The following is a 24100-nucleotide window of genomic DNA, read 5'->3' on the forward strand; positions in this document are numbered from 1 at the left end:
AGAGAAGAACACGTCAAGACCGGGCAGTCATGATCTCTATTCCGAAGGGATCAGGACTGTGATGCTCTGGCCCGCTTTACCCAAGCAAGCGCGTGGGTAATGTATACGGCGGGTGCAGCGGGTGGATGGGTAGCTGGAGGCTACGGTGCAGGTCAAGAAGATTTTGACATACTCAGGTGTCGGGTTCGTGGCATTCCTGCTCTTCAACCGACCAGGGGATGCGGCGACGGCGGTCAAGGGAGCCATGAAGACGGTTTACAACGCGGCCGACTCACTGGCCCAGTTCGTGGTGCATCTCTCATGAGACTTGTGACCCACGGAGACTCCGCTCCGTCGTCGGTCAACCGCTACCTGCTCCCCCAAGAACAACAAGTCATCATGGTGCGGCGTCACCCGGCCGTGCTGCTCCGACCCATCGGTGAGGTCTTCGGCGGCCTCATCATCGCCGGGCTGCTCAGCAGGTGGCTCGGTGAGACCAGCGGTGGCCAGGCCCTCGTCATCGTGTGGTGGGCCTGGCTACTCCTGTTGATCCGCTTCGTCTGGAAAGTGGCGGAGTGGTCGGTCGACTATTTCGTGGTGACGTCCAAGCGGATGTTGATCACCGACGGGCTGATCACGCGCAAGGTCGCGATGATGCCGCTCGGCAAGGTGACCGACATGAGCTTCGAGCGCTCGCTGCTCGGCCGCATGCTCGGATACGGCGAGTTCGTCCTGGAGTCGGCCGGTCAAGATCAGGCGTTCTCCAGGGTCAAGTACATCCCCTACCCCGAGACTCTGTACCTCGAGGTCTGCCAGATGCTCTTTCCGGGCGGGGATTCGGATGATTAGTACCTGTTCGTCCTGACTTGGCGGGGGTGGACATGGTTCGCCCCCGCAACGATTCCACGCGCAGGGTTACCCGATTCCACGCCTTTATGCAATCATGCAGACAACATTGACCATTACCCCGCCCTGAGAGATCAGATGCCGAGTCAGGGAACCATTGGTGACCGTGTTCGAGGTCTACGGCTGAGCAGGCGAATGTCCCAGGCTCAGCTGGCCGGGCCCGACCTCTCCGACAGTTACGTCTCCCTCATCGAATCCGGGAAGCGGACGCCCACGCCGGTCGTCGCACGCCTCCTGGCAGAGCGTCTCGGGTGCACCACCGAGTTCCTTCTGCACGGCATCGAGCCGCGTCAGCGGATCGACACCGAGCTCGGACTGCGCCACGCAGAGCTTGAGTTGTACCACGGTGATGCCGAAGTCGCAGCCGAGCGCTTCGGGGAGATCATCAAAGCGGCCGGCGAAGAGAATGCGATGCTCGCGGCGCACGCCCGTCACGGCCGTGCCCGCGCGCTGGAGGGCCAGGGCAAGATCGGCCCGGCGGTCGAGGCGTTCGAGCGGCTCAGGCGTGAGGCTGCGGCCCACCCCGAGCGGCTGGCCGACCTGCCGCTGACCGTCGCGCTCAGCCGGTGCTACCAGCGAGCCGGTGACTCGCTGCGCGCCAGGGACCTCGGCGGGCACGCGCTCCGCCAGGTCGCCCGACTCGCCCTCACGCACGGCGAGATCGCCGTCGACCTCGCCTCGGCGCTGGTCGAGGCGGCCGGCGTGCACCCCCAGCAGAACTCCGCACTGTCCTACGTCCGCCAGGTGCTGGCGGACAACGGCGTGCCGCCCGCGGTCGATCGTGAGGCCGAGGTGCACGCCCTGTGGCGGGCCAGCGTGACGGCCGCACAGGGCGAGGACTCCGCACTGGCGGTACGTCTCGCCGACGACGCGCTCGCCACCGGCCGCCCGGCCCGCATGGCCGTACGGCTGGCGCGGATCGCGATGGACTGGTCAAGACTCGCCGTCACCGGTTCTGGCACGCTCCATATCGACGAGGCGCGCGGCTACGCGACCGCCGCGACGGAGATCTTCGCGGTCTTCCCCGCGGCGACACGCGAACACGCGGCGAGCCTCATCGTGCTGGCGCAGGTCCAGTTCAAGGGCCACAAGCCCGCCGAAGCGGCCAAGCTCGCCGCATCCTCGCTCGATGTCCTGTCCGGTGCGGCGAGCGCGACAGCCGCACACGCGCATCTCGTGCTCGCACGGGTCGCACTGGCCCAAGGGGAGGGCGACGTGCCGGTCGCCCTGCGCAGGGCCCGGGACATCCTGGACACGGTCACCTCTCCGGAGGAGCACGACAGGCAGGTCGCTCGCGCCTGGCGCGAGCTGGGGGATCTTTACGGGGAGACGGGGGCGGAAGACGACCAGGCGGCGGCCTACCGTAAGGCGCTTGAGACGGTGGGCGTTCGCTCGGTGCTGAACGGGGTGGCCATGGACACGGCGGTGCTGACGCGTTAAGGCAGGGACCCTCCTCCGGGGCAGTTTTCCGCATCTGGAATAATTGGGGTCTACCAGTCATTGAATCGTAGGATGATTGGTTTCCCCGGAGGAGGCGGACAGTGAGTCTGCGTACGGCGCAGCGGGCTTCCCTCGTCGACCAGGTGATCGACCAACTCAAGGAGCAGATCACCACGGGTTCCTGGCGGCTCAACGCCAAGATCCCGACGGAGACGGCTCTCGCCGAGCAGCTCGGTGTCGGGCGTAACACCGTACGGGAGGCCGTGCGGGCGTTGACCCACGCCGGGCTGCTCGACTGCCGGCAGGGAGACGGCACATACGTGCGGGCCACCAACGAGCTGTCCGGTGCCATGCTCCGGCGGCTTCGCCAGGCCGAGCAGTTGGAGATCCTTGAGGTGCGCAGGGCGCTTGAGGTCGAAGCGGCCCGGCTCGCGGCGACGAGGCGAACCGAAGCGGACATCAAGCTCATCGAAGCGGCCCTGGCCGACCGGGAGCGCGCCTGGGAGAGCGGCGAGCCCAACGCGTTCGTGGAGGCGGACCTCGCCTTCCACATGGCCGTGGTGCACGCCACGCACAACCGGGTGCTGCTCGACCTCTACGAAGACTTCTCAGCCGCGCTGCGGGCCAGCATCACCGCCGCCGGCACCTCGCTGAACAGCACCTACATCCCACACGACGCGATCTCCAGAGCCATCGCCGCCGGCGACGCCGCAGCCGCCGAGCGCGCCGGTCACGCCTGCATGGAACACATCCTCATCGCCCTCACCGAGGACTGAACACCCACCCCCGCCGCCCGTACCTCAAACCACCACCCCACGGGCGACGGCTTCCCGAGACGACTCCGCCCGGTTTCCGGAGCTCCGGCGGTTTCCGGTGGACTCTGCCGGTTTCCGGAGCTCCGGCGGTTTCCGGTGGACTCTGCCGGTTTCCGGAGCTCCGGCGGTTTCCGGTGGACTCTGCCGGTTTCCGGAGCGACTCCGGCCGCCTCCCGGCACCTTCACCCCGGCACCCCCACGCTGCCGCCTTCTCGGCCCCCCACACTGGCACCGTCGCGGCATCCCACACTGGCGCTTCCCGGCCCCCCCAACGGCCGCCTCTATGGCCGTTTCCCACCGAGGCTCAAGCCTGATGGCCTTTCGCTTCAGCCGAGGCGCAGGGACATCACGAGGTAGCGGAAGGCGGGCTGTCCGTCGCCGGGGACGCTGGTGATCAGGGCGGGCCGGGAGGGCGACTCCAGGTTGAGGCGGACCAGCTCGGTGTCGACGCCGGTCAGGCCGTCGAGCAGGAAGTGCGACTGGAAGGCGATCTGGATGTCGTCTCCGGTGAGCTCGGCCTCGACGACCTCCGTGCCCCGCCCGACGTCGCCGCCGCCGGCCTGGATGGTCACCTGGCCGTGCGTGAAGGACAGGCGGATGGCGGTGTTGCGCTCGGCGACCAGGGCCACTCGCTTGATCGCCTCGACGAACGGCGCGGCCCGCACGTCGGCCCGGATCGACCAGGTGTCGGACAGCCGCGAACGGTAGTCGATGAACTGCTCGTCGAGCAGCCGCACCGTGGTGGAACGCCCGGCGCTCTCGAAACCGGCCACCCCGTCCCCCAGCGATAGGGCGACCTCACCGCCGCGCAGGGACCGTGCCACCTCGACCATGACCCGGGCGGGCACCATCGCCGCCTCGGTGAGGCCGGGCCGCTCGGGACGCCAGGTGAAGTCGCGGGCCGCGATGCGGTAGCGATCGGTGGCGGCCATCGCCACGGCCTCGTCGGCGATGTCGATGCGGATCCCGGTCAGCATCGGCAGCGTCTCGTCACGGCTGGCGGCCGGAGCGACCTGGCCGACTGCGGACGCGAAGATCTCGCCGCCCACGGCGCCGATCCGCTGCGGAATCTGCGGCAGCGTCGGGTAGTCCTCCACCGGCATGGTGAGCAGCGCGAACTCGGCACTGCCGCAGGTGAGCAGCGCCTCGGAGCCCGACGAGGTGATCTCGACCGGCTCGGCCGGCAGGCTCTTGCTGATCTCGGCAAGGATCTTGCCGGGAATGAGCACCCTGCCGGGCTCGGCGACCTCGGCTTCGATGGAAGCCCGCGCCGAGACGTCGTAGTCGAACGCGGAGATCGTCAGCTCGTCACCGGCATCGAGGAGCAGCCCGGAGAGCACGGGCACGACCGGCCGGGCGGGCAGCACCCGCGCGGTCCATGCCACGGTGTCGGCCAGGACATCACGATTGACCCGGATCTTCACCTGTCCCCTTCCCTTCATCGCGTTCACACTTCCCTTGAAAGGTATCCGCTCCCCCCGACAGAACGCCCCGTTCCGGCGCCCCGCCCGACAACCGCCCCCAAACGGTGACCGCTCCGTACGGCGCGCGTCCCGGGCCACCCCGGAACAGCTCCGCACCGTGTCCGGCACCGGGGGCTGCCACCCGCCGCCGTACTCACCATCCGTCCCGGCCCCGCTCCCCGGTCAACCCGGGAACAGCCACTCCATCGCCGCGAGGCTCTTGACGGTGTACCTGTCCCTGCCCGTCTCCAGACCGTAGGCCAGGTCTTTGATCACGCAGCACCTGGCGTAGAAGACGGCCCGCTCGACCAGGGTCTTGATGTCGTTGACGTCGGTCCGGTACTCACGCAGGGCCGCGTCGAAGGCCGCGGGGCCGAGGTCGCGGTAGAGCAGGCCGAAGTCGTAGGCGGGGTCGGTGATCGCCGCGTCGCTCCAGTCGATGACACCGGTCACCGTCCAGATGGCCCCGTCGATCAGTACGTGCTCGATCCCGAGGTCGTTGTGCGAGAACACCGGCACGTACTCGCCCGCCGGCGGCGGCGCGGTCAGGAACGCCTCCATGGACGTGCGGTACACCACCGGCACCTCGGCCGCGACGGCCGGATAGACCTCCGCCGCCTCACTCAGCCACAGGGCGGTCGGCTGGACCTCGGTCGCCACCAGATCGGCCACCCGGTCGACGGGGGCGGCGTGCAGCCCGGTGAGCAGCCCGCCGAGCGCCGCCGCGACCGGCTCGCCCCGGACCGCCCGGCGCGACAGGGGCATGTGCAGCAACAGCACGCCCGGCAGCTTGTAGTAGGCCAGGCAGCCCTGATCGGCCACCGTGAACACCGGCTCGGGCACCGGCGCCGTCGATATGCCCGCGACGGCGGCGAGCAGCCGCGCCTCCCGCTCCACCCGTGCCGCCCGGAGCATCGGATCGGACTCCTTGCCGAACCGCACGACCAGCTCGCCGTTGACCTCGTAGGCGACGTTGTCCTCGCTCTCCCCGAGCAGTACGGCGGAGCCGACCCGGTAACCGGCTAATTGCTCTTCCACCATGTCACGGACAGTGTCGACGCGGCTCTGATCTGCCATCCCACCACCCTACGATCGCAACAGCCACCCCGCCCGCCGATCGCCCCGGCCGCTCCACCCCGGTCGGTCTGACCCGGATGCTCCAGGCGTAGTGATGCCGTCGCGGTCGGTTCCGTTGTGGTCAGGATGCGTTGAGGTAGGCGAGGACGGCCAGGACCCTGCGGTTGTCGTCGTCGGAGGGGCTGAGGTCGAGCTTGGCGAAGATGTTGGCGGTGTGCTTGCCGACGGCGCTCTCGCTGAGGAACAGCCGCTGGGCGATCGCGGCGTTGGACCGGCCTTCTGCCATCAACGCCAGCACCTCGCGCTCCCGAGGGGTGAGCTTGCCGAGGGGCTCGTTGCGGGCGTTGCTGGCGAGCAGCTTGGAGATGACCTCGGGATCCATGGCCGTGCCGCCACCCGCGACCCGGCGCACCGCGTCGATGAACTGCTCCGCGTTGAAGACCCGATCCTTGAGGAGATAACCCACCGCCCCCGACCCGTCGGCGAGCAGCTCGCGGGCATAGAGCTGCTCGACATGCTGGGAGAGGACCAGGACGGGAAGCCCTGGGACCTGTTTCCGTGCCGTGAGCGCGGCCTGGAGCCCCTCGTCGGTGAACGTCGGCGGCAGCCGGACGTCCACGATCGCCACGTCCGGTCGCTGCTCGACGAGCGCCTTGAGCAGGTCGGGCCCGGTCTCGACGGCGGCCGTGATCTCCAGCCCGTGTGCCCTGAGGAGATGGACCAAGCCCTCGCGAAGCAGATAGAGGTCTTCGGCGATGACCACTCTCACTCGGCTGCCCCTGGCTCTCGCGCTTCGGAGATCTGGACGGTCAACACGATAGCCGTGAGAAGCAGCGCCGCGCCCAGGGCGATCATCCCGATGATCATGGGCCACTGGTGGAACGACGCGGGAAGACCTGGCCATGGCCACCATCCGGTGTCGGGGACGTGGTGCAGCTTGGCGAACAGGGAGACGAAGCCCAGTGGCAGGAGCGGAAGGGAGAAGAGGCCGAAACACAGGCCGGCCACGACGGACTTCCACCTCGGCGCCACGGCCTTCGCGGACGTGGAAGAGCGCGTTGCCGAGTCGAGCGTCGCGTGCGGCACCACCAGGGTGACCGCGGTGGGGCCGCCGGGTGGGCTGGACAGTGCCAGGGTGCCGTCGAAGGTCGCCATCCGCCGCTCTATGCCGCGCAGGCCGCTGCCCCCGGCCGGGTCGGCGCCTCCCCTGCCGTCGTCGGCGACCGTCACGGCGAGCGCCCCTTCGCGCAGGACGAGGTCGACGGCGACCCGGCCGGCCTGGCCGTGCCGGGCGGCGTTGGTCATCAGCTCGCTGACCGCGAAGTAGACGGCGGACTCGATCGCGGCGTCGCACCGGACGGGCAGGTCGGCCCGCACCGTGACGCTCAGGGGGCTGTCCACGGCGAGGCCGCGCAGGGCCTCGGTGAGCCCGCGCTCGGCGAGGATCGGCGGCCGGATACCGCGCACGAGCTGCCTGAGCTCGTCGAGCGCGGCCGACGACGCCTCGCGCGCCCGCGCGAGGAGCGCCACCGCAGCGTTCGGATCGGTGTCCAGAAGCTGCTCGGCCGCCCCCAGGGTCATGCCCACGGCCACCAGCCGGGCCTGCGCGCCGTCGTGCAGGTCGCGCTCGATTCTGCGGAGCTGCGCCGCCTGGGTGTCCACCGCCTCCGTGCGTGCCTGGGCGAGGTGACGCACCTGACCGGCGAGCCGGTCCTTGTCCCTGGGGCCGAGCAGGAGCCCGATCGACAGCCCGATGACGCGTGACACCGTGGGCGCGATCAGCACGCCCACCACCCCGAGGAACACACCGAGGAGGATCTCTCCCGGCTCCCCCCGCAGGACCCGCAGCACGCCGTACACCACCAGGGCGGCGGGCAGGGCGGCGAACAGGGCGCTCCCGAGCGGGTAGGCGAGCACCCAGCCGAAGTCGCGCCAGGTGGCGGGATCCTTGAACGCCCAGTCCCACCGAGTGTTGTAGGAGCACAGGCGAGCCGACTTGTAGAGCCGGTTGCCTCCGCGATACCAGCCGTCGGGCTGGCGGAGGGGCGGTGGCGGCTCCGCGTGGTAGGCGGTGGGGATCTCCACGCCGGTCGTGACCAGCGTCAGGCGACGGACCAGGATCGTCCACCTACGGGTGGCCATGACCACCGGCACGAAGAAGAAGACGAGGCCCAGGCCGAACGTGACCAGCAGGGCCACCAGGAGCAGCAGCGCCAGCGGAAGTTGCGCCAGGCCCAGCCCGAACATCAGCGTCACGTGCCCCAGCGCGGCACCCGCTCTGCGCAGATAGGTCATCATGTCAGCCCAACCGCAACCAGGGGATGTTGGGGGACACCTCGGACTCCCAGTCGTCCGGCGAATGGGCGACGGAGAGAACCATGGCCGTGCCGTACATGAGCAGGCCGGTGACGATCATGAAGGAGATGGTCGGCCATTGGAGCGGCTCCGCAAGATGGAGGGCGAGGAACCAGCTCGGGTCGTCGGCGCCGACGAGCTTGAAGACCCCCGCCACGATGCCCTGCGGGAAGAGCGGCAGCCAGCCCACCGCGTGCCCGAGCACGATCAGGACCATTTTCCACACCGGCATCTTCGCCGGGACGTCGATGATGGAGCCGGCCAGGGCGTGCGGCAGGTCGATCGTCACCATAGTCGGCCCGACGTAGGGAGCGGAGACGGCGAGCACACCGTCGAAGGCGGCGATGCGGCGCTCGACGTCGCCGAGCCCGCTGTAGACGCCGAAGGCGCCGTTGCCGTCGTCGGTGAGCGTCACGCGCAACCGCGGACCGTGATGGCTGATGTCGATCATCACCGCCTCCGCGTCCTCCTCGCGGGCCGCGTCGGCGAGAAGCTCGCTGATCGCGAAGTAGGCGGCGGACTCGACCGGCGCGTCCGGCCGCACGGGGAGGTCGATGGCGACCTGCACCTTGAGCGGGCTGTCCAGCGCGAGCGCGCGCACGGCGTCGCCGAGCCCGCGCTCGGCGAGCACCGGCGGATGGATGCCGCGCACCACCTGCCTGAGCTCGGCGAGGGCGGCGGACGACTGCTCGCGGGCGTGCGCGATCAACGCCTTGGCCGCGGGCGGGTCGGCCGGGACGAGCCCTTCGGCCGCGCTCAGCGTCATGCCCATCGCGACCAGCCGGGCCTGGGCGCCGTCGTGCAGGTCACGCTCGATCCTGCGCAGCTCGACGGCCTGGGAGTCGACCACTTCCGTCCGCGTCCTGGCCAGGTGGTGCATCTGGCCGGTGAGCGTGGCGCGGTCGCTCGGGGCCAGCAGCCACCTGCTCCACAATGCGTGGGCGCGGATCAGCCACGGGAGGGCGAGCACCCCCGCCGCCGCGACGGCCAGCCCGAGCGGCACGGCGAGCGGCGACCAGTGCATCGGCATGGTCAGCCCGTAGCCGATCGCCAGCAGCGGCAGCCCGGCGAGCACGACCGCGACGAACGGGTCGAGCAGCCGCCAGGTCACGTCGCGCCAGGTGGCCGGATCGCCGAACAGCCACTTCCAGCGCGCGTTGCGGGACACGACGCAGGGCGTCTCGTACAGGATGCGGCCGGAGCGGTAGAACCCGTCGGCCTGGGGCACGGGCGGCGGGGGCTCGGGCCGGTAAGGGGCCGGCACCTCCACCCCCGACCACGCCCGTGCCCGCCCCCGTGCCCGGATCGCGCTCCGCCGTACAGGGAGGACCACTCGGGGAAGCAGGGAGAACGCCCCGAAGCAGAAGGTGGGGATCAGGAGGAGAAGGGTCGTGACGGCCTGTGCCGCGCCCGTGACGGCGTAGTAGAGCAGCGCGAACGCGCGGGCGAACGCGACCCGGTAACGCCTCATGCGACCTCCTTCTGGCTCCGCCCGGCGCGACGTGAGGCGCCGGCGACGGCACCCCGCGGGCTCTTCAAGTCTGTGGCATGGGGGGTTCCGGGGGAATGTCCCTGGACACCGTTCGGGGGTGGAGTTAGGTACACCCCACCTCGGTGTCCAGGCGGATTCTGCGCGGGCCGCCGTCTGTCTACCTTCGGGCACATGGATGTCATCGAGGTGAGCCATCTCCGCAAGCGTTACCGCGACAAGCTTGCCGTGGCCGACGTGTCGTTCACGGTCGGCGAGGGCGAGATCTTCGGCGTGCTCGGCCCCAACGGCGCGGGCAAGACGACCACGGTCGAGTGCGTCGCCGGCCTGCGCACCCCCGACGCCGGGACCGTCTCGGTCCTCGGCCTGGATCCCCGCCGCGACCGGCACGGGATCAAAGAGCACCTCGGCGTGCAGTTACAGAGCGCGGTGCTGCCCGAAAGGATCAGGGTGTGGGAGGCGCTCGACCTCTACGCCTCCTTCTACGACAGACCGGCCGACTGGGAGGAGCTGCTCGAGCGCGTCGGCCTCGCGGACCGGCGGGACGCCGCCTTCGGCAAGCTCTCCGGCGGCCAGCGGCAGCGGCTCTCCATCGCGCTCGCCCTGGTGGGTAACCCGCGGGTGGCGATCCTCGACGAGCTCACCACCGGGCTCGACCCGCAGGCGCGCCGCGACACGTGGGAGCTGATCGAGCAGATCAGGGCCGCCGGCGTGACGATCGTGCTGGTCACCCATTTCATGGAGGAGGCCGAGCGGCTCTGCGACCGGCTCGCGCTGATCGACGACGGTCGCGTGGTCGCCGTGGACAGCCCGGCCGGCCTGATCTCCCGGGTCGAGCACGAGCAGTCCGTCAGGTTCCGCCCCTCGGGCCCGCTGGACGACGTGGCGCTCGACGTGCTGCCCGAGGTCACCGGCGTGACCAGGGCGGGCGGCGACGTGCTGGTGACCGGGACGGGAAACCTGGTGCTCGCGATCAGCCAGGCGCTCGCCGCGCACCAGGTGGTCCCGACCGGCATGCGCGTGGAGCGGGCCACGCTCGACGACGCCTTCCTCGCCCTCACCGGCAAGAAGATCGAGATTTAGGAGCCGTGTGATGACCAAGATTCTCGCCATGGAGACCAAGCTCTACCTGCGGGAGCCGGCCGGGCTCCTCATCTCGCTGCTGCTGCCGCTCGGCCTGTTACTCGGCATCGGCGGCATCAGCGCACCCGACCCGGGCGATCAGCAGACGCTTGAGACCCATCTGCCCGGCATGATGACGACCCTCGCCGTGATGACGCTGGGCTTCACCATCCTGCCCGGCACCCTCGCGGCCTACCGGGAGAGCGGTGTGCTGCGGCGGATGTCCACCACGCCGGTCTCCCCCGGCAAGGTGCTCGTGGTGCAGCTTCTGATCAACCTGGTCGTCGCCGTCCTGGCCGGCGTCGTGCTGATCGTCGCCGGCAACCTGGTGCACGGCATCGCCGTCCCCCGGCAGCCGGGCTGGTTCGTGCTCGCCTTCGTGCTCGGCAGCGCCTCCCTGTTCGCGATCGGCCTGCTGCTCGCCGCCCTCGTGCCGAACGCGAAGCTGGCCAGCGGGATCGGCTCGGTGCTGATGTTCCCGCTGATGTTCGTCAGCGGAATGTGGATGGCCAGGGAGACCATGCCCGAGTTCCTGCGGCGGATCGGCGACTTCCTGCCGGTGGCGCCGTTCGGCCAGGCGCTGAGAGACACCTGGTGGGGCGCCGCGCCCAACCCGCGCGACCTGATCGTCATCACGCTCACCCTGGTGGTGGCCGGTGCGGTCGCCGTCCGGTTCTTCCGTTGGGAGTGAATAATTGACCATACGTTCTGGAATGCCTTAGCTTGGTAGCCATGGCGAGAACCAAGGAGTTCGATCCCGATGTCGCGCTCGGCGCCGCCTTGGAGCTGTTCTGGAAGCAGGGGTACGAAGGCACGTCGATGGCCGATCTTGTGGAGCACCTGGGGGTGGGGCGGGCCAGCCTGTATGCCACCTTCGGTAACAAACAGGAGCTCTACCTGCGCGCACTGCGGCTCTACTTCGACTCCAGCGATCCGAATCCGGTCGAGGTGCTGTCGCAGCCCGGCCCGGCGCTGCCCGCCGTCCGAGCCCTGATCTCCATGTACGCCGAGAGCGCGGTGACCGACCCGCGAGGTTGCATGGTCGTCAACGCGGCCGGCGAGCTTCTGCCCGGCAACGCCGAGGTGACGAGGTTCGTCGAGACCAACTGGGCCACCTTGGAAGGCGCGCTGACCTCGGCGTTCATGCGCGCTCGCGCCCAGGGCGAGCTGGCTCCGGGCAAGGACCCCCAGGCGCTGGCCCGCTTCGCGCTGGTTTTCCTGCAGGGTCTCCGCCTCGTGGGCAAGGGCTCACCCGATCCCGCGCGCGTCCGTGACGCCGCCGCCCAGGCGCTCACACTGCTGACCTGACAGCCGGGCGCCGACACAGTTCCAGAATGAGCGTTCCTGAATAAGGGGGATGAAAAGTGAGATTTCGCGGGAAGGTCGTTCTCGTCACCGGCGGCGGCTCCGGCATCGGGCAGGCCATCGCCCGGGGTTTCGCCCGTGAGGGCGCCGGCGTCGTCGTGGCGGGGCGCAGCCGCGAGCCGCTGGAGCAGACCGTCAAGCTGATCTCCGAGGAGGGCGGTCAGGCCGCGGCGATCACCGTCGACGTCACCGACTCCTCGGACGTGGCGTCCCTGGTCCACGGGATCATCGAGCGCTACTGCCGGCTGGACATCGCCGTCAACTGCGCGGGCACGTTCGCCGTGGGCTCGGTCGTCGAGATGCCCGAGGAGGAGTGGACCCGCGTCATCGAGACCAACACGACGGGCGTCTTCTACGCCATGAAGCACGAGATCGCCGCCATGCGCGGGGCCGGCCAGGGTGTCATCGTCAACGTCAGCTCGCAGGTGGGCCTGCACCGCCGGTTCCCCGGCCTGAGCGCGTACGGCGCCTCCAAGGCCGCCGTCATCGCGCTGACCAGGACGGCGGCGTTGGAGTACATCCGCGAGGGCATCCGGATCAACGCGGTGAGCCCCGGGCCGCACGACACTGCGATGTCGATGCGACCGGGCGAGACCGAGGCCGACCGCGCCGCCAGGCTCAAGCAGCAACTCCCCATCGGCCGGGTCGGCAGCCTCGACGAGATCACCGGCACCGTCCTGTGGCTCGCCTCCGACGACGCCGGTTTCGCCGTGGGTCACGATCTCGTGGTCGACGGAGGCAGTTCCATCTGACTTCTGCGCGGTGGCCCCAGTGGTTGCGGCACCGGACCCAGGGAAGCGGCACCAGGCCCAGAGCGGCACCACGCCCAGTACCCGGCACCAGGCCCAGAGCGGCACCACGCCCAGTACCCGGCACCAGGCCCGGAACGCGGCATCAGGCCCAGAGCGTGGCATCACGCCAGTGCGCAGCATCAGGCCCAGAGCGTGGCATCAGGCTCAGTACGCGGCACCACGCCCAGTACGCGGCATCAGGCCCAGCGCGCGGCATCAGGCCCGGGGGCGCGGGGGATGTGTGACGTTCAGGTGGTCGTCGGGCCTTGGCCCCGGTCGAGGCTGCGGTCTAGGCCATGGGCGAAGCCTCGGTCGAAGTGTGGTGGGGCGCCGTTGACGGTGAGCAGGACCGAGTAGACCGACGTGGTGGCGGTGACGAAGAGGCGGTTGCGTTTGGGGCCGCCGAAGACGAGGTTGGACACCGTCTCCGGGAAGAGGATCTTACCGATCAGTGTGCCGTCCGGGTCGTGACAGTGCACCCCGTCCTCCGCCGCCGCCCAGACCCGCCCCTCGGCGTCAAGCCGGATGCCGTCGAAGACGCCCTTAGTACATCGGGCGAACACGTCGCCCGCCGACAGGGTGCCGTCGTCTCCGACCCGGAAGCGGCGGATGTGGCCTCTCTCGCTGTCCGCGATGTAGATGAACCGCTCGTCGAGGGAGAAGGCGAGGCCGTTCGGCTGCTCGAAGTCGCCGGCCACGAGGTCCACCCGGCCGCTCACCGGGTCCACCCGATAGACATGGCAGCCGCCGATCTCGCTCTCCGCCCGGTGCCCCTCGTAGTCGCTGTCGATGCCGTACGACGGGTCGGTGAACCAGATGGAGCCGTCCGACCTGACCACCACGTCGTTGGGGCTGTTCAGCCGCCTGCCCTGATGGCGATCGGCGATGACGGTGATCGAGCCGTCGTGCTCGGTGCGGGTGACCCGGCGTCCCCCGTGTTCACAGGTCACCAGGCGGCCCTGGCCGTCGAGCGTGTTGCCGTTGGTGTATCCGGCGGGGCGGCGGAACGGGGCCACGGTCCCGGTCTCCTCGTCCCAGCGCAGCATGCGGTCGTTGGGGATGTCGCTCCACACCAGGCTCCGGTGCGCCGGGAAGTACACCGGCCCCTCAGCCCACCGGCACCCGTCGAAGAGCCGCTCGGGCCGCCGGTCGCCACGACACTTCGCGAACCTGTCGTCCAGCGTCTCGAACATGCGCCCTCCTCCGGGGCCGCCGTCGCCCCTCACAGAGATCTTCCTCGCCCGGCGCGTCCAGCGCGAGTACGCATACAAGGTTCAGGGCGAGTACGCGTCCAAAGTTCAGGGCGAGCGCGCATACAAGCTTCAGCGCGAGCGCGCATCCAAAGTCCAACGGGAGTGCGCATACAAGGTTCAGGGCGAGCGCGCATCCAAGGTTCAGCGCGAGTGCAAGTGCACGTCCAGTGTCCAGCGCGAGCGCGAGCCCAAGTACGCGTCCAGCACGAGTGCGAAAACAGCACCGCCGACCCCGAAAGGACGCCACCGGACCCCGAGAAGCCACCGGACCCCGGAAAAGACACCCCGGACCCCGAAAGGGCGCTGCCGGGCCCGGGAGTAGCCTGGCCGGATGCTGACTCTGGCGCATGTGAGCGACATCCACATCGGCGGTTCCGATCAGAGCGTCGAGCGGGCGGCGCGTGTCATGCGCTACCTGGAGACCCTGCCCGGCCCCGTTGACGCGCTCATCGTCACCGGGGACATAGCCGACCACGGAGAGGCCGGGGAGTACGAGATCGCCCGTGATCTGCTGCGGTCGCGTCTGCCCACCGTCATCTGCCCGGGCAACCACGACGTCCGGGCGACCTTCCGCAAGGTGCTGCTCGGCGAGGACGGCGACGGTCCGGTGAACCAGGCGCTGCACCTGGACGGTGTCACGATCGCGTTGTGCGACTCCAGCGTCCCCGGCCGGCCGGAGGGATTCCTCGAAGACGAGACGCTGGCGTGGCTGGAGGACGTGCTGGCCGGCGGGGACACTCCGGCGTTCGTCGGCTTCCATCACCCGCCGGTGCCGCTCGGTGTCCCCTACGTCGACGAGATCCGGCTGCGCGAGCCGTACCGGCTGGAAGAGGTGTTGGCGCGGCACCCGCGGGTGGCGGGGTTGCTGGTGGGGCACGCGCACACGGCGGCGAGCGCGACCTTCGCGGGGCTGCCGGTGCGGGTCGCGCCCGGGGTGATCTCGACCTTGCTGCTGCCGCCGGAGACATCCGCCGAGCGGCCGGTGGACTACGACCAGCCGCCGGCGTTCTCCCTGCACGTCTTCGACGGCGAGCAGTTCGTCACGCACGCCCGCGTCTGCGCCTGAGCCGCGGGGGCCGTCCCTTCATGCGGGGACGGGCGCGTCTCCGCGGTAGCCGGGATAGATGCCGTTGAGCCCCATGGCCGCGCGCATCTCGTGCACGGTCTGCCGGACGATCGCGCGGGTGCGCTCGGTGCCCTGCACGATCAGCCGTTCCACCAGGCCGTCCTCGGCCTCGAAACGCGCCCGGCGCTCGCGCATCGGGTCGAGGAAGGCGTTGATCGCGACGGCGAGCCTGTTCTTGACCTCCACGTCGCCGACCCGGCCCGCGCGGTAGCGCGCCTTGAGCTCCTCGACCTCGCCGCGGTCGGCGTTGAACAGGTCGTGGTACTGGAACACCGGATTGCCCTCGACCCGGCCCGGCACGTCGGCCCTGATCCGGTTCGGGTCGGTGTACATCCCGGCGACCTTGCGGCGCACCTGATCCGGTGTGTCGGAGAGGTAGATCGCGTTGCCGAGGCTCTTGCTCATCTTCGCCTGGCCGTCGGTGCCGATCAGCGTGGGCACGTCCGCGGAGACCAGCCGCGGCACAGGGAACGTGTCGCCATAAAGGTGGTTGAACCGCCGGGCGACCTCCCTGGCCACCTCGACGTGCGGAGCGTTGTCCTTGCCCACCGGTACGGCATCCGCCTTGAGGGACAGGATGTCGGCCGCCTGGAGCACCGGATAGCCGAGCAGGCCGAGCGGCATCTCCTCCTTGCCCGACGCCCGCGCCATGTCGCGCAGGCTCGGGATGCGCTGCAATCGCGGCACGGTGACCAGGCTCTGCAACAGGAGGGCGGCCTCGGCCACCTCGGGCACCGCCGACTGCAGGTAGAAGACCGAGAGGGCGGGCTCGATCCCGGTGGACAGGGCGTCCAGTACGAGATGCCGGGCGTTGACGCCGGCCGCCTCGATATCCGCCCGGGAGTTCCGGGTGGTCAGCATGTGCAGGTCGGCGAGGATGAAGAAGCTCTCGTAGCTGCGCTGGAGGGCGCGCCGGTTGGCGAGGCTGCCGACGTAGTGGCCCAGGTGCAGCCGGCCGGTCGGCCGGTCGCCGCTGAGCATGCGCGGGTTGGTCATGGGTGTTCCTCACATTTCGGTCATGAGACCGCCTTCAAGGAGACCCGGACGTCGAACGGGCCGCCCGAAGGACGGCCCGGATATGCACGCGTATCTCGGTGACCGCCCTAAGACGGCCACCACCAGTTCAGACTGGACACGCGGTTCATGCTGTCGATTGTAGGCGATCTCCGGTGCGCAGCACCGCCCCGACCTCGTGCATGTGCCGCAGCGCCTGCCCGTAGGAGGCGAACAGCCCGCACTCCTGGTACGGCACGCCCAGTTCGGCGCAGTAGTCGCGGACGATGGGCCGGGCCTTGCGCAGGTTCGGCATCGGCATGCTCGGGAACAGATGGTGCTCGATCTGGTAGTTGAGCCCGCCGAGCGCGATGTCGACGACCTGGTTGCCGGTGACGTTGCGGGAGGTCAGCACCTGGCGGCGGAGGAAGTCCAGCTCGTCCTCGGCGGTGAGCATCTGCATGCCCTTGTGGTTGGGCGCGAACGTGCAGCCCAGGTAGAAGCCGAAGACGGCCTGGTTGACGGCGAGGAACACCAGCGCCTTGCCGAACGACATCGTCGTGAAGAGCACCCCGGCGAGGATCAGCAGGTGCCCGGTCAGCAGCACCGCCTCCGTCCAGCGCCGCTTGACCGCCGGCTGGGTCAGCGCCCGGAAGCTGGCGATGTGCAGGTGCACGCCCTCCAGCGTCAGCAGCGGGAAGAACAGGAACGCCTGCATCCGGCAGACGAGCCGGGGCAGCCCCTTGCTCTGCTCCGCCTGCCTCGACGACCAGACGATGACCGCCGGGCTCACGTCGGGATCGTGGTCCTCGTGGTTCGGGTTGGCGTGGTGGCGGGTGTGTTTGTCGGTCCACCAGCCGTAGCCCAGGCCGATCAGCAGGTTGCCGACCACCACGCCGATATTCTCGGTGACGCGTCTGGACCGGAAGACCTGCCGGTGTGCCAGGTCGTGCGCGAGCAGCGCCACCTGAACGAAGACGACGGCGAGGACCGCGGCGACCAGCACCTGGGCCCAGGAGTCGCCGATCAGGAAGACCGCGGCCCAGCCGCCGGCGTAGAGCAGCCCGACGATGCCGAACCGGGTCGCATAGTAGCCTGGCCGCCGATCCATGAGTCCTGCCTCCTGGATCCGGCGGGAGAGACGGGCGAAATCGCTGCCCCGTGTCCCTTCGCGGTTGTCACCTGGTCGATCAGAGGGGTCGATCGTGACTGTGCTGGACACGGGTCTCCTCACATGGGGAATTGGCGACGGCCTCGGACAACGATGGCGAAACAGCCATGGAATGAGGTTGTAAGAGGCTCATTTCCAGTGTCTGCACCCCTGAGGTGGCGAAACAGCCCGCACGCACCCCGACAGATGGTATGGCCAGCCCTACCATCGTCCGCGCCGGAAGTCCCGAGAATCCGCCCGATCGGCTGATCAACGAGATCCGGCGCCTAAGCGTACGGGCGTGGCCTGCGGAGGGGCATGCGGTGCCATGGTGGAACACTCCCACAGGGGATAAGACGTCGTGCGTGACAGCACAGGCTAACCGACGCGTCTCTCAGGCAGCCAGATCTTGATATATGAGGTCATGGGATACATGCTGGACCTTCCGGCAGGTGCCGAGACGCTCACGCCAGAGCGGTCACCAGGTCCTCCAGTGACCGGATCACCGTCACCCCGTCCGCCGGAACGACTCCGGTGGCCGCCCGGTCGAGCCAGAAGGCGCGCAACCCCGCGTCCCGGGCGCCGAGGGCGTCGATGTCGTACTTGTCGCCGACGTACGCCACCTCGTGCGGCGGCAGGCCGAGCAGCTCGCAGCCCGCGAGGAAGATGCCCGGGTGCGGCTTGGGCAGGCCGTGCTCGACGGAGCAGACGATCGCCTCGCCGAAGTGGGCGAGCAGCCCGATCACCCCCAGCTTGTGCCGCTGGAAGGCCAGCGTCGAGTTGGAGACGACCCCGAGCCGGAAGTGCGCGAGCGACCGCAGCGCGGCGTCCGCCTCCGGGAAGGCGGACCACTGCGCGTTCCGGAACGCCGCGCCCCGCTCGAACCAGGCGAACGCCTCCTCGTCCGACAGCCCCCCGTGCCCGACGTGAGTCAGGAACCGCCTGGCCCGGACGAGCTGATGCCCGGTGAAGGTCAGCTCGCCGGCCAGGAAGCGCGCGTACTCCTCCTCCATGATCGCCCGCCACATCGCCACCGCGTCGGCCGGCGTCGGGAACAGCTCCAGCAGCCCCTCGGAAGCCAGGTGCTCGATCAGGCCGACCCGCTCGGAGGTCGTGTAGTCGAAGAGGGTGTCGTCCACGTCGAACAACACCCCCCGGACGGGGGCGGACGGGATGGAGGACGACACGTTGCCGCAATCTACTAGCCGGCGGCGCGCGCGTCACGGCCGGGACCCCACCGTCACCCCGCCGTCGCCGGCAACCTGCGCGTCGTGCAACCGCTCGATGATGGCGTCGTGCGAAGGGTCGGCGAGCGGGAAGCGGTGCAGCAGCTCCTCCGGGATGGCGAAGGCGTCGGTCAGGACCCGCGCGTGCGGCGCGAGCTCCGCGACGGTCGCGTCGAGGAGGACGGGCAGTTGCCCGACGAGCTCCGCGGGCAGCCGCCCGGCGGCGACGAGGTCGCCCGCGCACGCGGAGATCCTGGGCAGCGCGAACAGCCGGTGCAGCAGACGCAGCAGGCGGGCCGCCTCGGCGTGCGGCGTGCGCTCGGCGGCGGTCGCCATCGCGTCGCCGGCCAGACGTTGCGCGTGCGCGCCGACGAACTGGAGCGCCGGGGCGCTCGCCGCGTTCCACCGGCCGAGCGGGTCGGGGTCGGCGCACCGTTCGAGCGCCGTGCGCGCCCGCCGGTCCCAGATCTCCTCGGCCCCGGCCAGCAGGTGCTGCAGGAAGCGCGGATCGGTGAGGTCGGCGGCGGCCGGGGCCGGCGGCGGGACCGGAGCCTGACCGAGGATCATCCGCCCGGCCGCCTTGAGCCAGATGGGCAGGTTGTCGCCCTCGGCGGTGATCGCCAGCTCGTTGGAGGTCAGGTAGCCGGCGATGCCGTTGAGCCAGAACAGTCCCTGGGCGCCGCACCGCTCGCGGCACTCGGTCAGCACCTCGCGCGCCTGCCAGGTGACCCAGCCCTTCGCGATCCCGACGAGGTTCTCGGCCTCGGCCCGGTCTCCGGCGGAGCACCCGGCCCACCGGCGCACGGCTGTCCGGTGCAGCAGGGTGGCCGCGTACGTCGTGGCGAGGGCGCCCAGCAACCGCGCGTGATGACTGCGGTAGGCGAACAGCGGCACCTGGCCCCCGGACAACCCCGAAGTATGCCGCGTATGGGCATAACGGATGGCGATCGCCATGGCCATCCGGGTGCCGCCGAGACTGCACGCGCTCATGCACAGCTTCCCGGTGGTCACCCGGGCGATGGACCCCAGGAACCGCCGCCTGGGATTGTCCACCGCACTCGTGAAGAAGCCGCCCTCGACCAGCCGCCCGCGATCGGACTCCAGCAGGGCGTGCCGCGGCAGCCGTACCCGGTCGAACGAGGTGAGGCAGTGGTCCACCGGCGCGCCCATCCGGCCGGGCAGCCGGCTGACGCGGACGCCGGGCAGGTGGCCCCGCTCGTCGCTCAGCGGGGTGAGGAACAGGAAGACCCCGCGATCCTCTCCGTCGACGACGAGCCGCGCGGCGACCACCGCGCTCTTCGGCCCGCCCACCAGGCTGGTGTTCGGCATGTACTTCTGGGCGCCCGGATGGGGGGTGTGCAGCACGAACCCGTTGGCGGCGGCGTCGAACTCCGCCGTCGTCTCCAACTGCGCCGCGCCGTTCCCGTGCGCCAGCTCCGTGCACAAGAACACTCCCGTACGGCGCAGCGTGACGAACTCCCGCAGGCTTCGCGACTCGTGCGGATCATGGTCGAGCAGGCTGCCGAGGAACAGGTTGTAGTGGATGCCGGCGATGACGGCCAGCCCGCAGTCCACCACGGCGGCCCATTCGTGCATCCCCGCGAGCAGCTCCACATCCGTCACGAGCCGCTCGGCCGACGGGATGCCGGCGTTGAGGTGGCCGAGCCGCCGGTAGGCCCGCTGCCCGCTCTCCTCGGGAGGCGGCTCCCGGTCGTCGCGGAACGGCTCGGTCGCGAAGAGCCGCCGCCACGGGTCGTGGGTCTCGCCGAATCGCTCTCCGAAGAGCACGCCGGTCAGTGCGGTCACGGTGTCCAATGCGACCCTCGTCTCCGTGGCGGCGGCGCGTGTCAGAATCGCCCGAACAGGCTGTTGCCGGGCGCCGCCGGGTCGTCGCCGAGGAAGTATTCCGCGGTGGCCCGCTGCAGCTCGGCCCGGGTGAGGTGGCCCTTGGCGCCGGTGTCGAGTGAGGTGAACGCCGCCGCGCACTGCTCGGCGGGAACGCCGAACCCGCCGGAGATCGCCCGGACGAACTCCTCCTGGGTGACCTTCCCGTCGCCGTCGGTGTCCGCGATGGAGATGATGGCGTCGCCGATGGGCTCGATCCGGGCGTAACCGTCGGCCGCGATGCCCTGGCGGTAGGCAGCGGCGTATTCCTCGAAGGTGACGTGCCCGTCGCCGTCCAGGTCGGCGGGGGCGACGACGTGCCGCCAGAAGCCGATCAGGGAGTCACCCACGGCCTTGTGCTCGACGGAACCGGAGGCGAAGCCGAACGACTCGCTGACCCGGTCCGCGGCGTGCAGGTAGTCCTCGACCTCAAGGGTGTCGCTGCCGTCGCGATCCATGAGGCCGAAGAAGTGCCTCAGTTTCTGCTCCAGGAAGTCGGCCATGGGAATTCCTTCCGTCCGCGTTACGATTGCTTCACTCATGGTAAGCATATGGTAACGCTTTGTGAATAGCTCGGACGGGTTTGACCTTGGCCCGCCGGCAGCGAGACGGGGCCTAGTGGGGGGCCATGTCGACGAACCGGCTGTAGTGGCCCTGGAAGGCGACGGTCACCACTGCGGTCGGGCCGTTACGGTGCTTGGCCACGATCAGGTCGGCCTCGCCCGCCCGCGGCGACTCCCGCTCGTAGGCGTCCTCCCGGTGCAGGAGGATGACCATGTCGGCGTCCTGCTCGATCGATCCACTTTCCCGCAGGTCGCTGACCTGCGGGCGCTTGTCGGTGCGCTGCTCGGGGCCTCGGTTGAGCTGGGAGATGGCGATGACCGGGACCTCCAGCTCCTTGGCCAGCAGCTTGAGCGCCCGGGAGATCTCGGAGACCTCCTGCTGGCGGCTCTCCGTCTTCTTTGGAGAGCTCATGAGCTGGAGATAGTCGATGATCACGAAGCGCAGGTCCTGGCGCTGTTTGAGCCGCCGGCACTTGGCCCGGATCTCCATCATCGACATGTTGGGCGAGTCGTCGATGAACAGCGGCGCCTCGGCCACCTCGCTCATCCGGCGGGCCAGCCTGGTCCAGTCGTCGTCGCTCATCGTGCCCGAGCGCATGGACTGCAGGCTGACCCGGGCCTCCGCGGAGAGCAGACGCATCGTGATCTCGTTGCGCGACATCTCCAGGGAGAAGATGACCGTGGTCATCCGGTGCTTGATCGCCGCCGACCTCGCGAAGTCCAGCCCGAGCGTGCTCTTGCCGATCGCCGGGCGGGCGGCGACGACGATCATCTGGCCGGGGTGCAGGCCGTTGGTGAGGTGGTCGAGGTCCTGGAACCCGGTGGGGACGCCGACCATCTGGCCACTGCGGTTGCCGATGGCCTCGAGCTCGTCGAGGGCGCCCTGCATGATCTCGTTGAGCGGGAGGTAGTCCTCCGAGGTGCGCCGCTCGGTGACCTTGTAGATCTCGGCCTGGGCGCGGTCGACCAGGTCGTCGACCTCTTCGTTCTGCCCGCCGTAGCCGTAGGAGACGATGCGGGTGCCGGCCTCGATGAGACGGCGCAGGATGGCCTGCTCGCGGACGATCTTGGCGTAGTAACCGGCGTTGGCGGCGGTGGGCACCACGGCGGTGAGCGTGTGCACGTAGGCGCCGCCGCCCACCCGGGCGATCTCGCCGCGTTTCTGCAGCTCGTCGAGGACCGTGATGGCGTCGGCGGGCTCGCCCCGGCCGTAGAGGTCGGTGACGATGTCGTAGACGATCTGGTGGGCCGGGCGGTAGAAGTCGTCGGAGCGCAGCACCTCGACGACGTCGGCGATGGCGTCCTTGGACAGGAGCATGCCGCCGAGGACGGACTGCTCCGCCTCGATGTTGTTCGGCGGGGTGCGCTCGAACCCGGGCCCGAAGACCGGCGCCTCATCGTCCACCACGCACCCCCTCGATCCGGCGGTCGCCCCACCCCCGTTTGTAGTCGACCGGTGAGACAGTTTCGCGCCACGGGAGCCACGTGGCAATGCGGGCTGTGGATGAGGCTGTGGCTAAGGTGTGCAGTTCTGCCCCCAAGGTGTGCAGGGCCTGGGGACGAGCCTGGGGATAACTCATCCACAGATCACGAAATCCCCGCTCTAGCTGCGAGAACAGTTTCCACCGGCTGTGGATGAAAGAAACTGGACCCGACACGCCGAACCCGGTCTAGATCATCTACACGTAATGGGCAAAATGGAGACATGCCCCTTACCTCCCCCGCAGGGCGAGCACAAGATCGGGAGATCCTGCGGCTGGCCGTACCCGCCTTCGGCGCGCTCGTCGCCGAGCCCCTCTTCCTGCTGACCGACTATGCCATCGTGGGCCGCCTCGGCACCACGTCGCTCGGCGCGCTCGGGGTGGCGGGGGCGGCGCTCACCACGCTGGTGAACCTGTGCGTCTTCCTCGCCTACGGGACCACGGCGTCGGTCGCCCGGCAGATCGGCGCCGGGAACACCCGCCGGGCGCTCGGCCAGGGCATCGACGGACTCTGGCTGGCGCTCGCCATCGGCGTCGCGATCATCGTCGTGGCCTGGCCGCTCGCCCCGGAGATCGTCGCCGTGTTCGGGGCCTCGGCCGATCTCGCCGGCCAGGCGGTCACCTACCTGCGGATCAGCCTCATCGGCACACCCGCCCTGCTCGTCGTGCTGGCCGGCACCGGCGTGCTGCGCGGCATGCAGGACACCGTCACGCCGCTGGTGGTCTCCATCGGCTCGTTCGCGCTCAACGCCGTGCTCAACGCCTGGTTCGTGCTCGGGCTCGACCTCGGCATCGCCGGCTCGGCCTGGGGGACCGTACTCGCCCAGGCGCTCGGCGCGGCCGTCTACCTGGTCGTCGTCGTGCGCGGGGCACGGCGGCACGGCGCGCCGCTGCGGCCGGACCTGGCCGGCATCCGGGCGGCCGGCACCGCGGGCGTCGCGCTGCTCATCCGCACCCTGTGCCTGCGCGTCGTGCTCGTCATCGCCACCGTGGTGGCCACCAGGATGGGCGACGCGCAGATCGCCGCGCACGCCATCGCCATGCAGATCTGGACCCTGCTCGCCTTCGCCCTCGACGCGATCGCCATCGCCGGACAGGCGATCACCGGCCGCGCCCTGGGCGCCGGCGACGTCGCGGCCACCCGGGCGGCGACCCGGCGCATGGTGCTGTGGGGGGTGGGCAGCGGCGCGGTCCTCGGCGCGGCGGTGCTCGCCTGCGGGCCGCTGCTGCCGGGGCTGTTCGACGCCGAGCCCGTCGTCGCCGCGCAACTGCTGGCCGTCCTGTGGCCGGTCACCCTCTTCCAGCCGGTCGCGGGGGTCGTCTTCGTCCTGGACGGCGTGCTCATCGGGGCGGGCGACCGCCGCTACCTCGCCTGGGCGGGGGTGTGGACGACCCTCGCCTACCTGCCGGCCGCGCTGCTCGTCGTGGCGCTCGGCGGCGGCCTCGTCGCGCTGTGGCTCGCCCTCGGCGTGTGGATGGCCGCCCGCCTCGTCACCCTGGGCGCCCGCGCGTACGGCACCGCCTGGCTCGTCACAGGGGCGTGACATGCCGGTTTTCAGCATTTGACGGCTACATGTGGCTCCTTGTCGGTCCACGATGGTTCGAGAGAAGGTTGTCCCCCA

At 69.9% G+C, this 24100-nt stretch carries 22 protein-coding genes and 1 pseudogene; 11 read left to right on the forward strand and 12 right to left on the reverse strand.

Annotation, left to right across the window (positions count from 1 at the left end; all coding sequences use genetic code 11):
- Window positions 1-145: 145 nt before the first annotated feature.
- The 5 genes and pseudogenes from QSK26_RS37285 to QSK26_RS37305 all read left to right on the forward strand — a co-directional run bounded on the left by QSK26_RS37285 (window position 146) and on the right by QSK26_RS37305 (window position 3101).
- Window positions 146-304, forward strand: coding sequence for a hypothetical protein (locus QSK26_RS37285; protein WP_285780063.1), 159 nt, complete (start codon window positions 146-148; stop codon window positions 302-304).
- The gene (locus QSK26_RS37290; RefSeq protein WP_285780064.1) at window positions 301-828 is read left to right on the forward strand and encodes a PH domain-containing protein; all 528 of its coding nucleotides are present in this window, start codon (window positions 301-303) and stop codon (window positions 826-828) included. Before QSK26_RS37285 ends, QSK26_RS37290 begins: the two co-directional genes overlap by 4 nt.
- Before the next feature lie 192 nt (window positions 829-1020).
- Window positions 1021-1095 (forward strand): annotated as a pseudogene (locus QSK26_RS37295) (hypothetical protein); the annotation flags it as partial.
- Window positions 1096-1296: 201 nt separating this feature from the next.
- Window positions 1297-2325, forward strand: a complete 1029-nt coding sequence (locus QSK26_RS37300; RefSeq protein WP_285780153.1) for a transcriptional regulator — start codon at window positions 1297-1299, stop codon at window positions 2323-2325.
- A 101-nt stretch (window positions 2326-2426) separates the two neighbouring features.
- Complete coding sequence (locus QSK26_RS37305; RefSeq protein ID WP_285780065.1) at window positions 2427-3101, forward strand: FadR/GntR family transcriptional regulator; 675 nt, start codon at window positions 2427-2429, stop codon at window positions 3099-3101.
- 365 nt (window positions 3102-3466) lie between these two features.
- Here QSK26_RS37305 and dnaN read toward each other — a convergent pair whose 3' ends face one another.
- The 5 genes from dnaN to QSK26_RS37330 form a co-directional block, all read right to left on the reverse strand.
- Window positions 3467-4564, reverse strand: coding sequence for a DNA polymerase III subunit beta (gene dnaN, locus QSK26_RS37310; RefSeq protein ID WP_285780147.1), 1098 nt, complete (start codon window positions 4562-4564; stop codon window positions 3467-3469).
- A gap of 222 nt (window positions 4565-4786) precedes the next feature.
- Window positions 4787-5680, reverse strand: a complete 894-nt coding sequence (locus QSK26_RS37315; protein ID WP_285780066.1) for a phosphotransferase family protein — start codon at window positions 5678-5680, stop codon at window positions 4787-4789.
- Window positions 5681-5801: 121 nt separating this feature from the next.
- Window positions 5802-6449, reverse strand: a complete 648-nt coding sequence (locus QSK26_RS37320; protein ID WP_285780067.1) for a response regulator transcription factor — start codon at window positions 6447-6449, stop codon at window positions 5802-5804.
- Window positions 6446-7978: a sensor histidine kinase gene (locus tag QSK26_RS37325; RefSeq protein ID WP_285780068.1), complete on the reverse strand. Its 1533-nt coding sequence runs from the start codon at window positions 7976-7978 to the stop codon at window positions 6446-6448. Before QSK26_RS37325 ends, QSK26_RS37320 begins: the two co-directional genes overlap by 4 nt.
- A 1-nt stretch (window position 7979) precedes the next feature.
- Window positions 7980-9506, reverse strand: a complete 1527-nt coding sequence (locus tag QSK26_RS37330) for a sensor histidine kinase (protein ID WP_285780069.1) — start codon at window positions 9504-9506, stop codon at window positions 7980-7982.
- 192 nt (window positions 9507-9698) lie between these two features.
- Between QSK26_RS37330 and QSK26_RS37335 the strand changes: the two genes are divergently transcribed.
- Genes QSK26_RS37335 through QSK26_RS37350 form a run of 4 tightly spaced genes read left to right on the forward strand, consistent with a single transcriptional unit; the run spans window position 9699 to window position 12763 of the window.
- A complete protein-coding gene (locus QSK26_RS37335; RefSeq protein ID WP_285780070.1) occupies window positions 9699-10607 on the forward strand; it encodes an ABC transporter ATP-binding protein in 909 nt (302 codons plus the stop codon).
- Window positions 10608-10617: 10 nt separating this feature from the next.
- A complete protein-coding gene (locus tag QSK26_RS37340) occupies window positions 10618-11337 on the forward strand; it encodes an ABC transporter permease (protein ID WP_285780071.1) in 720 nt (239 codons plus the stop codon).
- A gap of 41 nt (window positions 11338-11378) precedes the next feature.
- Entirely contained in the window at window positions 11379-11954 is a 576-nt protein-coding gene (locus QSK26_RS37345) for a TetR/AcrR family transcriptional regulator (RefSeq protein WP_285780072.1), read from the forward strand.
- A gap of 56 nt (window positions 11955-12010) precedes the next feature.
- Entirely contained in the window at window positions 12011-12763 is a 753-nt protein-coding gene (locus QSK26_RS37350) for an SDR family NAD(P)-dependent oxidoreductase (RefSeq protein WP_285780073.1), read from the forward strand.
- A gap of 287 nt (window positions 12764-13050) precedes the next feature.
- On the opposite strand, the gene QSK26_RS37355 is transcribed toward QSK26_RS37350, so the two are convergent.
- Entirely contained in the window at window positions 13051-13995 is a 945-nt protein-coding gene (locus tag QSK26_RS37355; protein ID WP_285780074.1) for an SMP-30/gluconolactonase/LRE family protein, read from the reverse strand.
- A 391-nt stretch (window positions 13996-14386) separates the two neighbouring features.
- On the opposite strand from QSK26_RS37355, the gene QSK26_RS37360 reads away from it, so the two are divergent.
- The gene (locus tag QSK26_RS37360; RefSeq protein ID WP_285780075.1) at window positions 14387-15121 is read left to right on the forward strand and encodes a metallophosphoesterase; all 735 of its coding nucleotides are present in this window, start codon (window positions 14387-14389) and stop codon (window positions 15119-15121) included.
- Between the two features lie 18 nt (window positions 15122-15139).
- On the opposite strand, the gene trpS is transcribed toward QSK26_RS37360, so the two are convergent.
- The 6 genes from trpS to dnaB form a co-directional block, all read right to left on the reverse strand.
- Window positions 15140-16177 (reverse strand): tryptophan--tRNA ligase, encoded by a 1038-nt coding sequence (gene trpS, locus QSK26_RS37365; RefSeq protein ID WP_285780076.1) that lies wholly within the window; start codon window positions 16175-16177, stop codon window positions 15140-15142.
- A gap of 145 nt (window positions 16178-16322) precedes the next feature.
- On the reverse strand, window positions 16323-17285 hold the full coding sequence (locus QSK26_RS37370) for a fatty acid desaturase family protein (protein WP_285780077.1): 963 nt from the start codon (window positions 17283-17285) through the stop codon (window positions 16323-16325).
- 503 nt (window positions 17286-17788) lie between these two features.
- Window positions 17789-18511 carry an HAD family hydrolase gene (locus QSK26_RS37375; RefSeq protein ID WP_285780078.1) on the reverse strand — a complete coding sequence of 241 codons (723 nt, stop codon included), beginning with the start codon at window positions 18509-18511 and terminating at the stop codon, window positions 17789-17791.
- 33 nt (window positions 18512-18544) lie between these two features.
- Window positions 18545-20356 (reverse strand): acyl-CoA dehydrogenase family protein, encoded by a 1812-nt coding sequence (locus QSK26_RS37380; RefSeq protein WP_285780079.1) that lies wholly within the window; start codon window positions 20354-20356, stop codon window positions 18545-18547.
- A gap of 41 nt (window positions 20357-20397) precedes the next feature.
- The gene (locus QSK26_RS37385; protein WP_285780080.1) at window positions 20398-20937 is read right to left on the reverse strand and encodes an EF-hand domain-containing protein; all 540 of its coding nucleotides are present in this window, start codon (window positions 20935-20937) and stop codon (window positions 20398-20400) included.
- Between the two features lie 112 nt (window positions 20938-21049).
- On the reverse strand, window positions 21050-22402 hold the full coding sequence (gene dnaB / locus QSK26_RS37390; protein ID WP_285780081.1) for a replicative DNA helicase: 1353 nt from the start codon (window positions 22400-22402) through the stop codon (window positions 21050-21052).
- Between the two features lie 300 nt (window positions 22403-22702).
- Here dnaB and QSK26_RS37395 point away from each other — a divergent pair, with 300 nt between their 5' ends.
- Window positions 22703-24022: an MATE family efflux transporter gene (locus tag QSK26_RS37395; RefSeq protein WP_285780082.1), complete on the forward strand. Its 1320-nt coding sequence runs from the start codon at window positions 22703-22705 to the stop codon at window positions 24020-24022.
- Window positions 24023-24100: the final 78 nt, after the last annotated feature.

The organism is Microtetraspora sp. NBRC 13810, assembly GCF_030268685.1.
Classification (GTDB): Bacteria; Actinomycetota; Actinomycetes; order Streptosporangiales; family Streptosporangiaceae; genus BSRQ01.

Coding starts and splice junctions, on each gene's coding strand:
- QSK26_RS37315 (WP_285780066.1), bottom strand. CDS start 5,680: ATGGCAGATCAGAGCCGCGTCGACACTGTCCGTGACATGGTGGAAGAG.
- QSK26_RS37345 (WP_285780072.1), top strand. CDS start 11,379: ATGGCGAGAACCAAGGAGTTCGATCCCGATGTCGCGCTCGGCGCCGCC.
- QSK26_RS37385 (WP_285780080.1), bottom strand. CDS start 20,937: ATGGCCGACTTCCTGGAGCAGAAACTGAGGCACTTCTTCGGCCTCATG.
- QSK26_RS37325 (WP_285780068.1), bottom strand. CDS start 7,978: ATGATGACCTATCTGCGCAGAGCGGGTGCCGCGCTGGGGCACGTGACG.
- QSK26_RS37290 (WP_285780064.1), top strand. CDS start 301: ATGAGACTTGTGACCCACGGAGACTCCGCTCCGTCGTCGGTCAACCGC.
- QSK26_RS37370 (WP_285780077.1), bottom strand. CDS start 17,285: ATGGATCGGCGGCCAGGCTACTATGCGACCCGGTTCGGCATCGTCGGG.
- trpS (WP_285780076.1), bottom strand. CDS start 16,177: ATGACCAACCCGCGCATGCTCAGCGGCGACCGGCCGACCGGCCGGCTG.
- QSK26_RS37330 (WP_285780069.1), bottom strand. CDS start 9,506: ATGAGGCGTTACCGGGTCGCGTTCGCCCGCGCGTTCGCGCTGCTCTAC.
- QSK26_RS37300 (WP_285780153.1), top strand. CDS start 1,297: ATGCTCGCGGCGCACGCCCGTCACGGCCGTGCCCGCGCGCTGGAGGGC.
- QSK26_RS37360 (WP_285780075.1), top strand. CDS start 14,387: ATGCTGACTCTGGCGCATGTGAGCGACATCCACATCGGCGGTTCCGAT.
- QSK26_RS37335 (WP_285780070.1), top strand. CDS start 9,699: ATGGATGTCATCGAGGTGAGCCATCTCCGCAAGCGTTACCGCGACAAG.
- QSK26_RS37395 (WP_285780082.1), top strand. CDS start 22,703: ATGCCCCTTACCTCCCCCGCAGGGCGAGCACAAGATCGGGAGATCCTG.
- QSK26_RS37340 (WP_285780071.1), top strand. CDS start 10,618: ATGACCAAGATTCTCGCCATGGAGACCAAGCTCTACCTGCGGGAGCCG.
- QSK26_RS37355 (WP_285780074.1), bottom strand. CDS start 13,995: ATGTTCGAGACGCTGGACGACAGGTTCGCGAAGTGTCGTGGCGACCGG.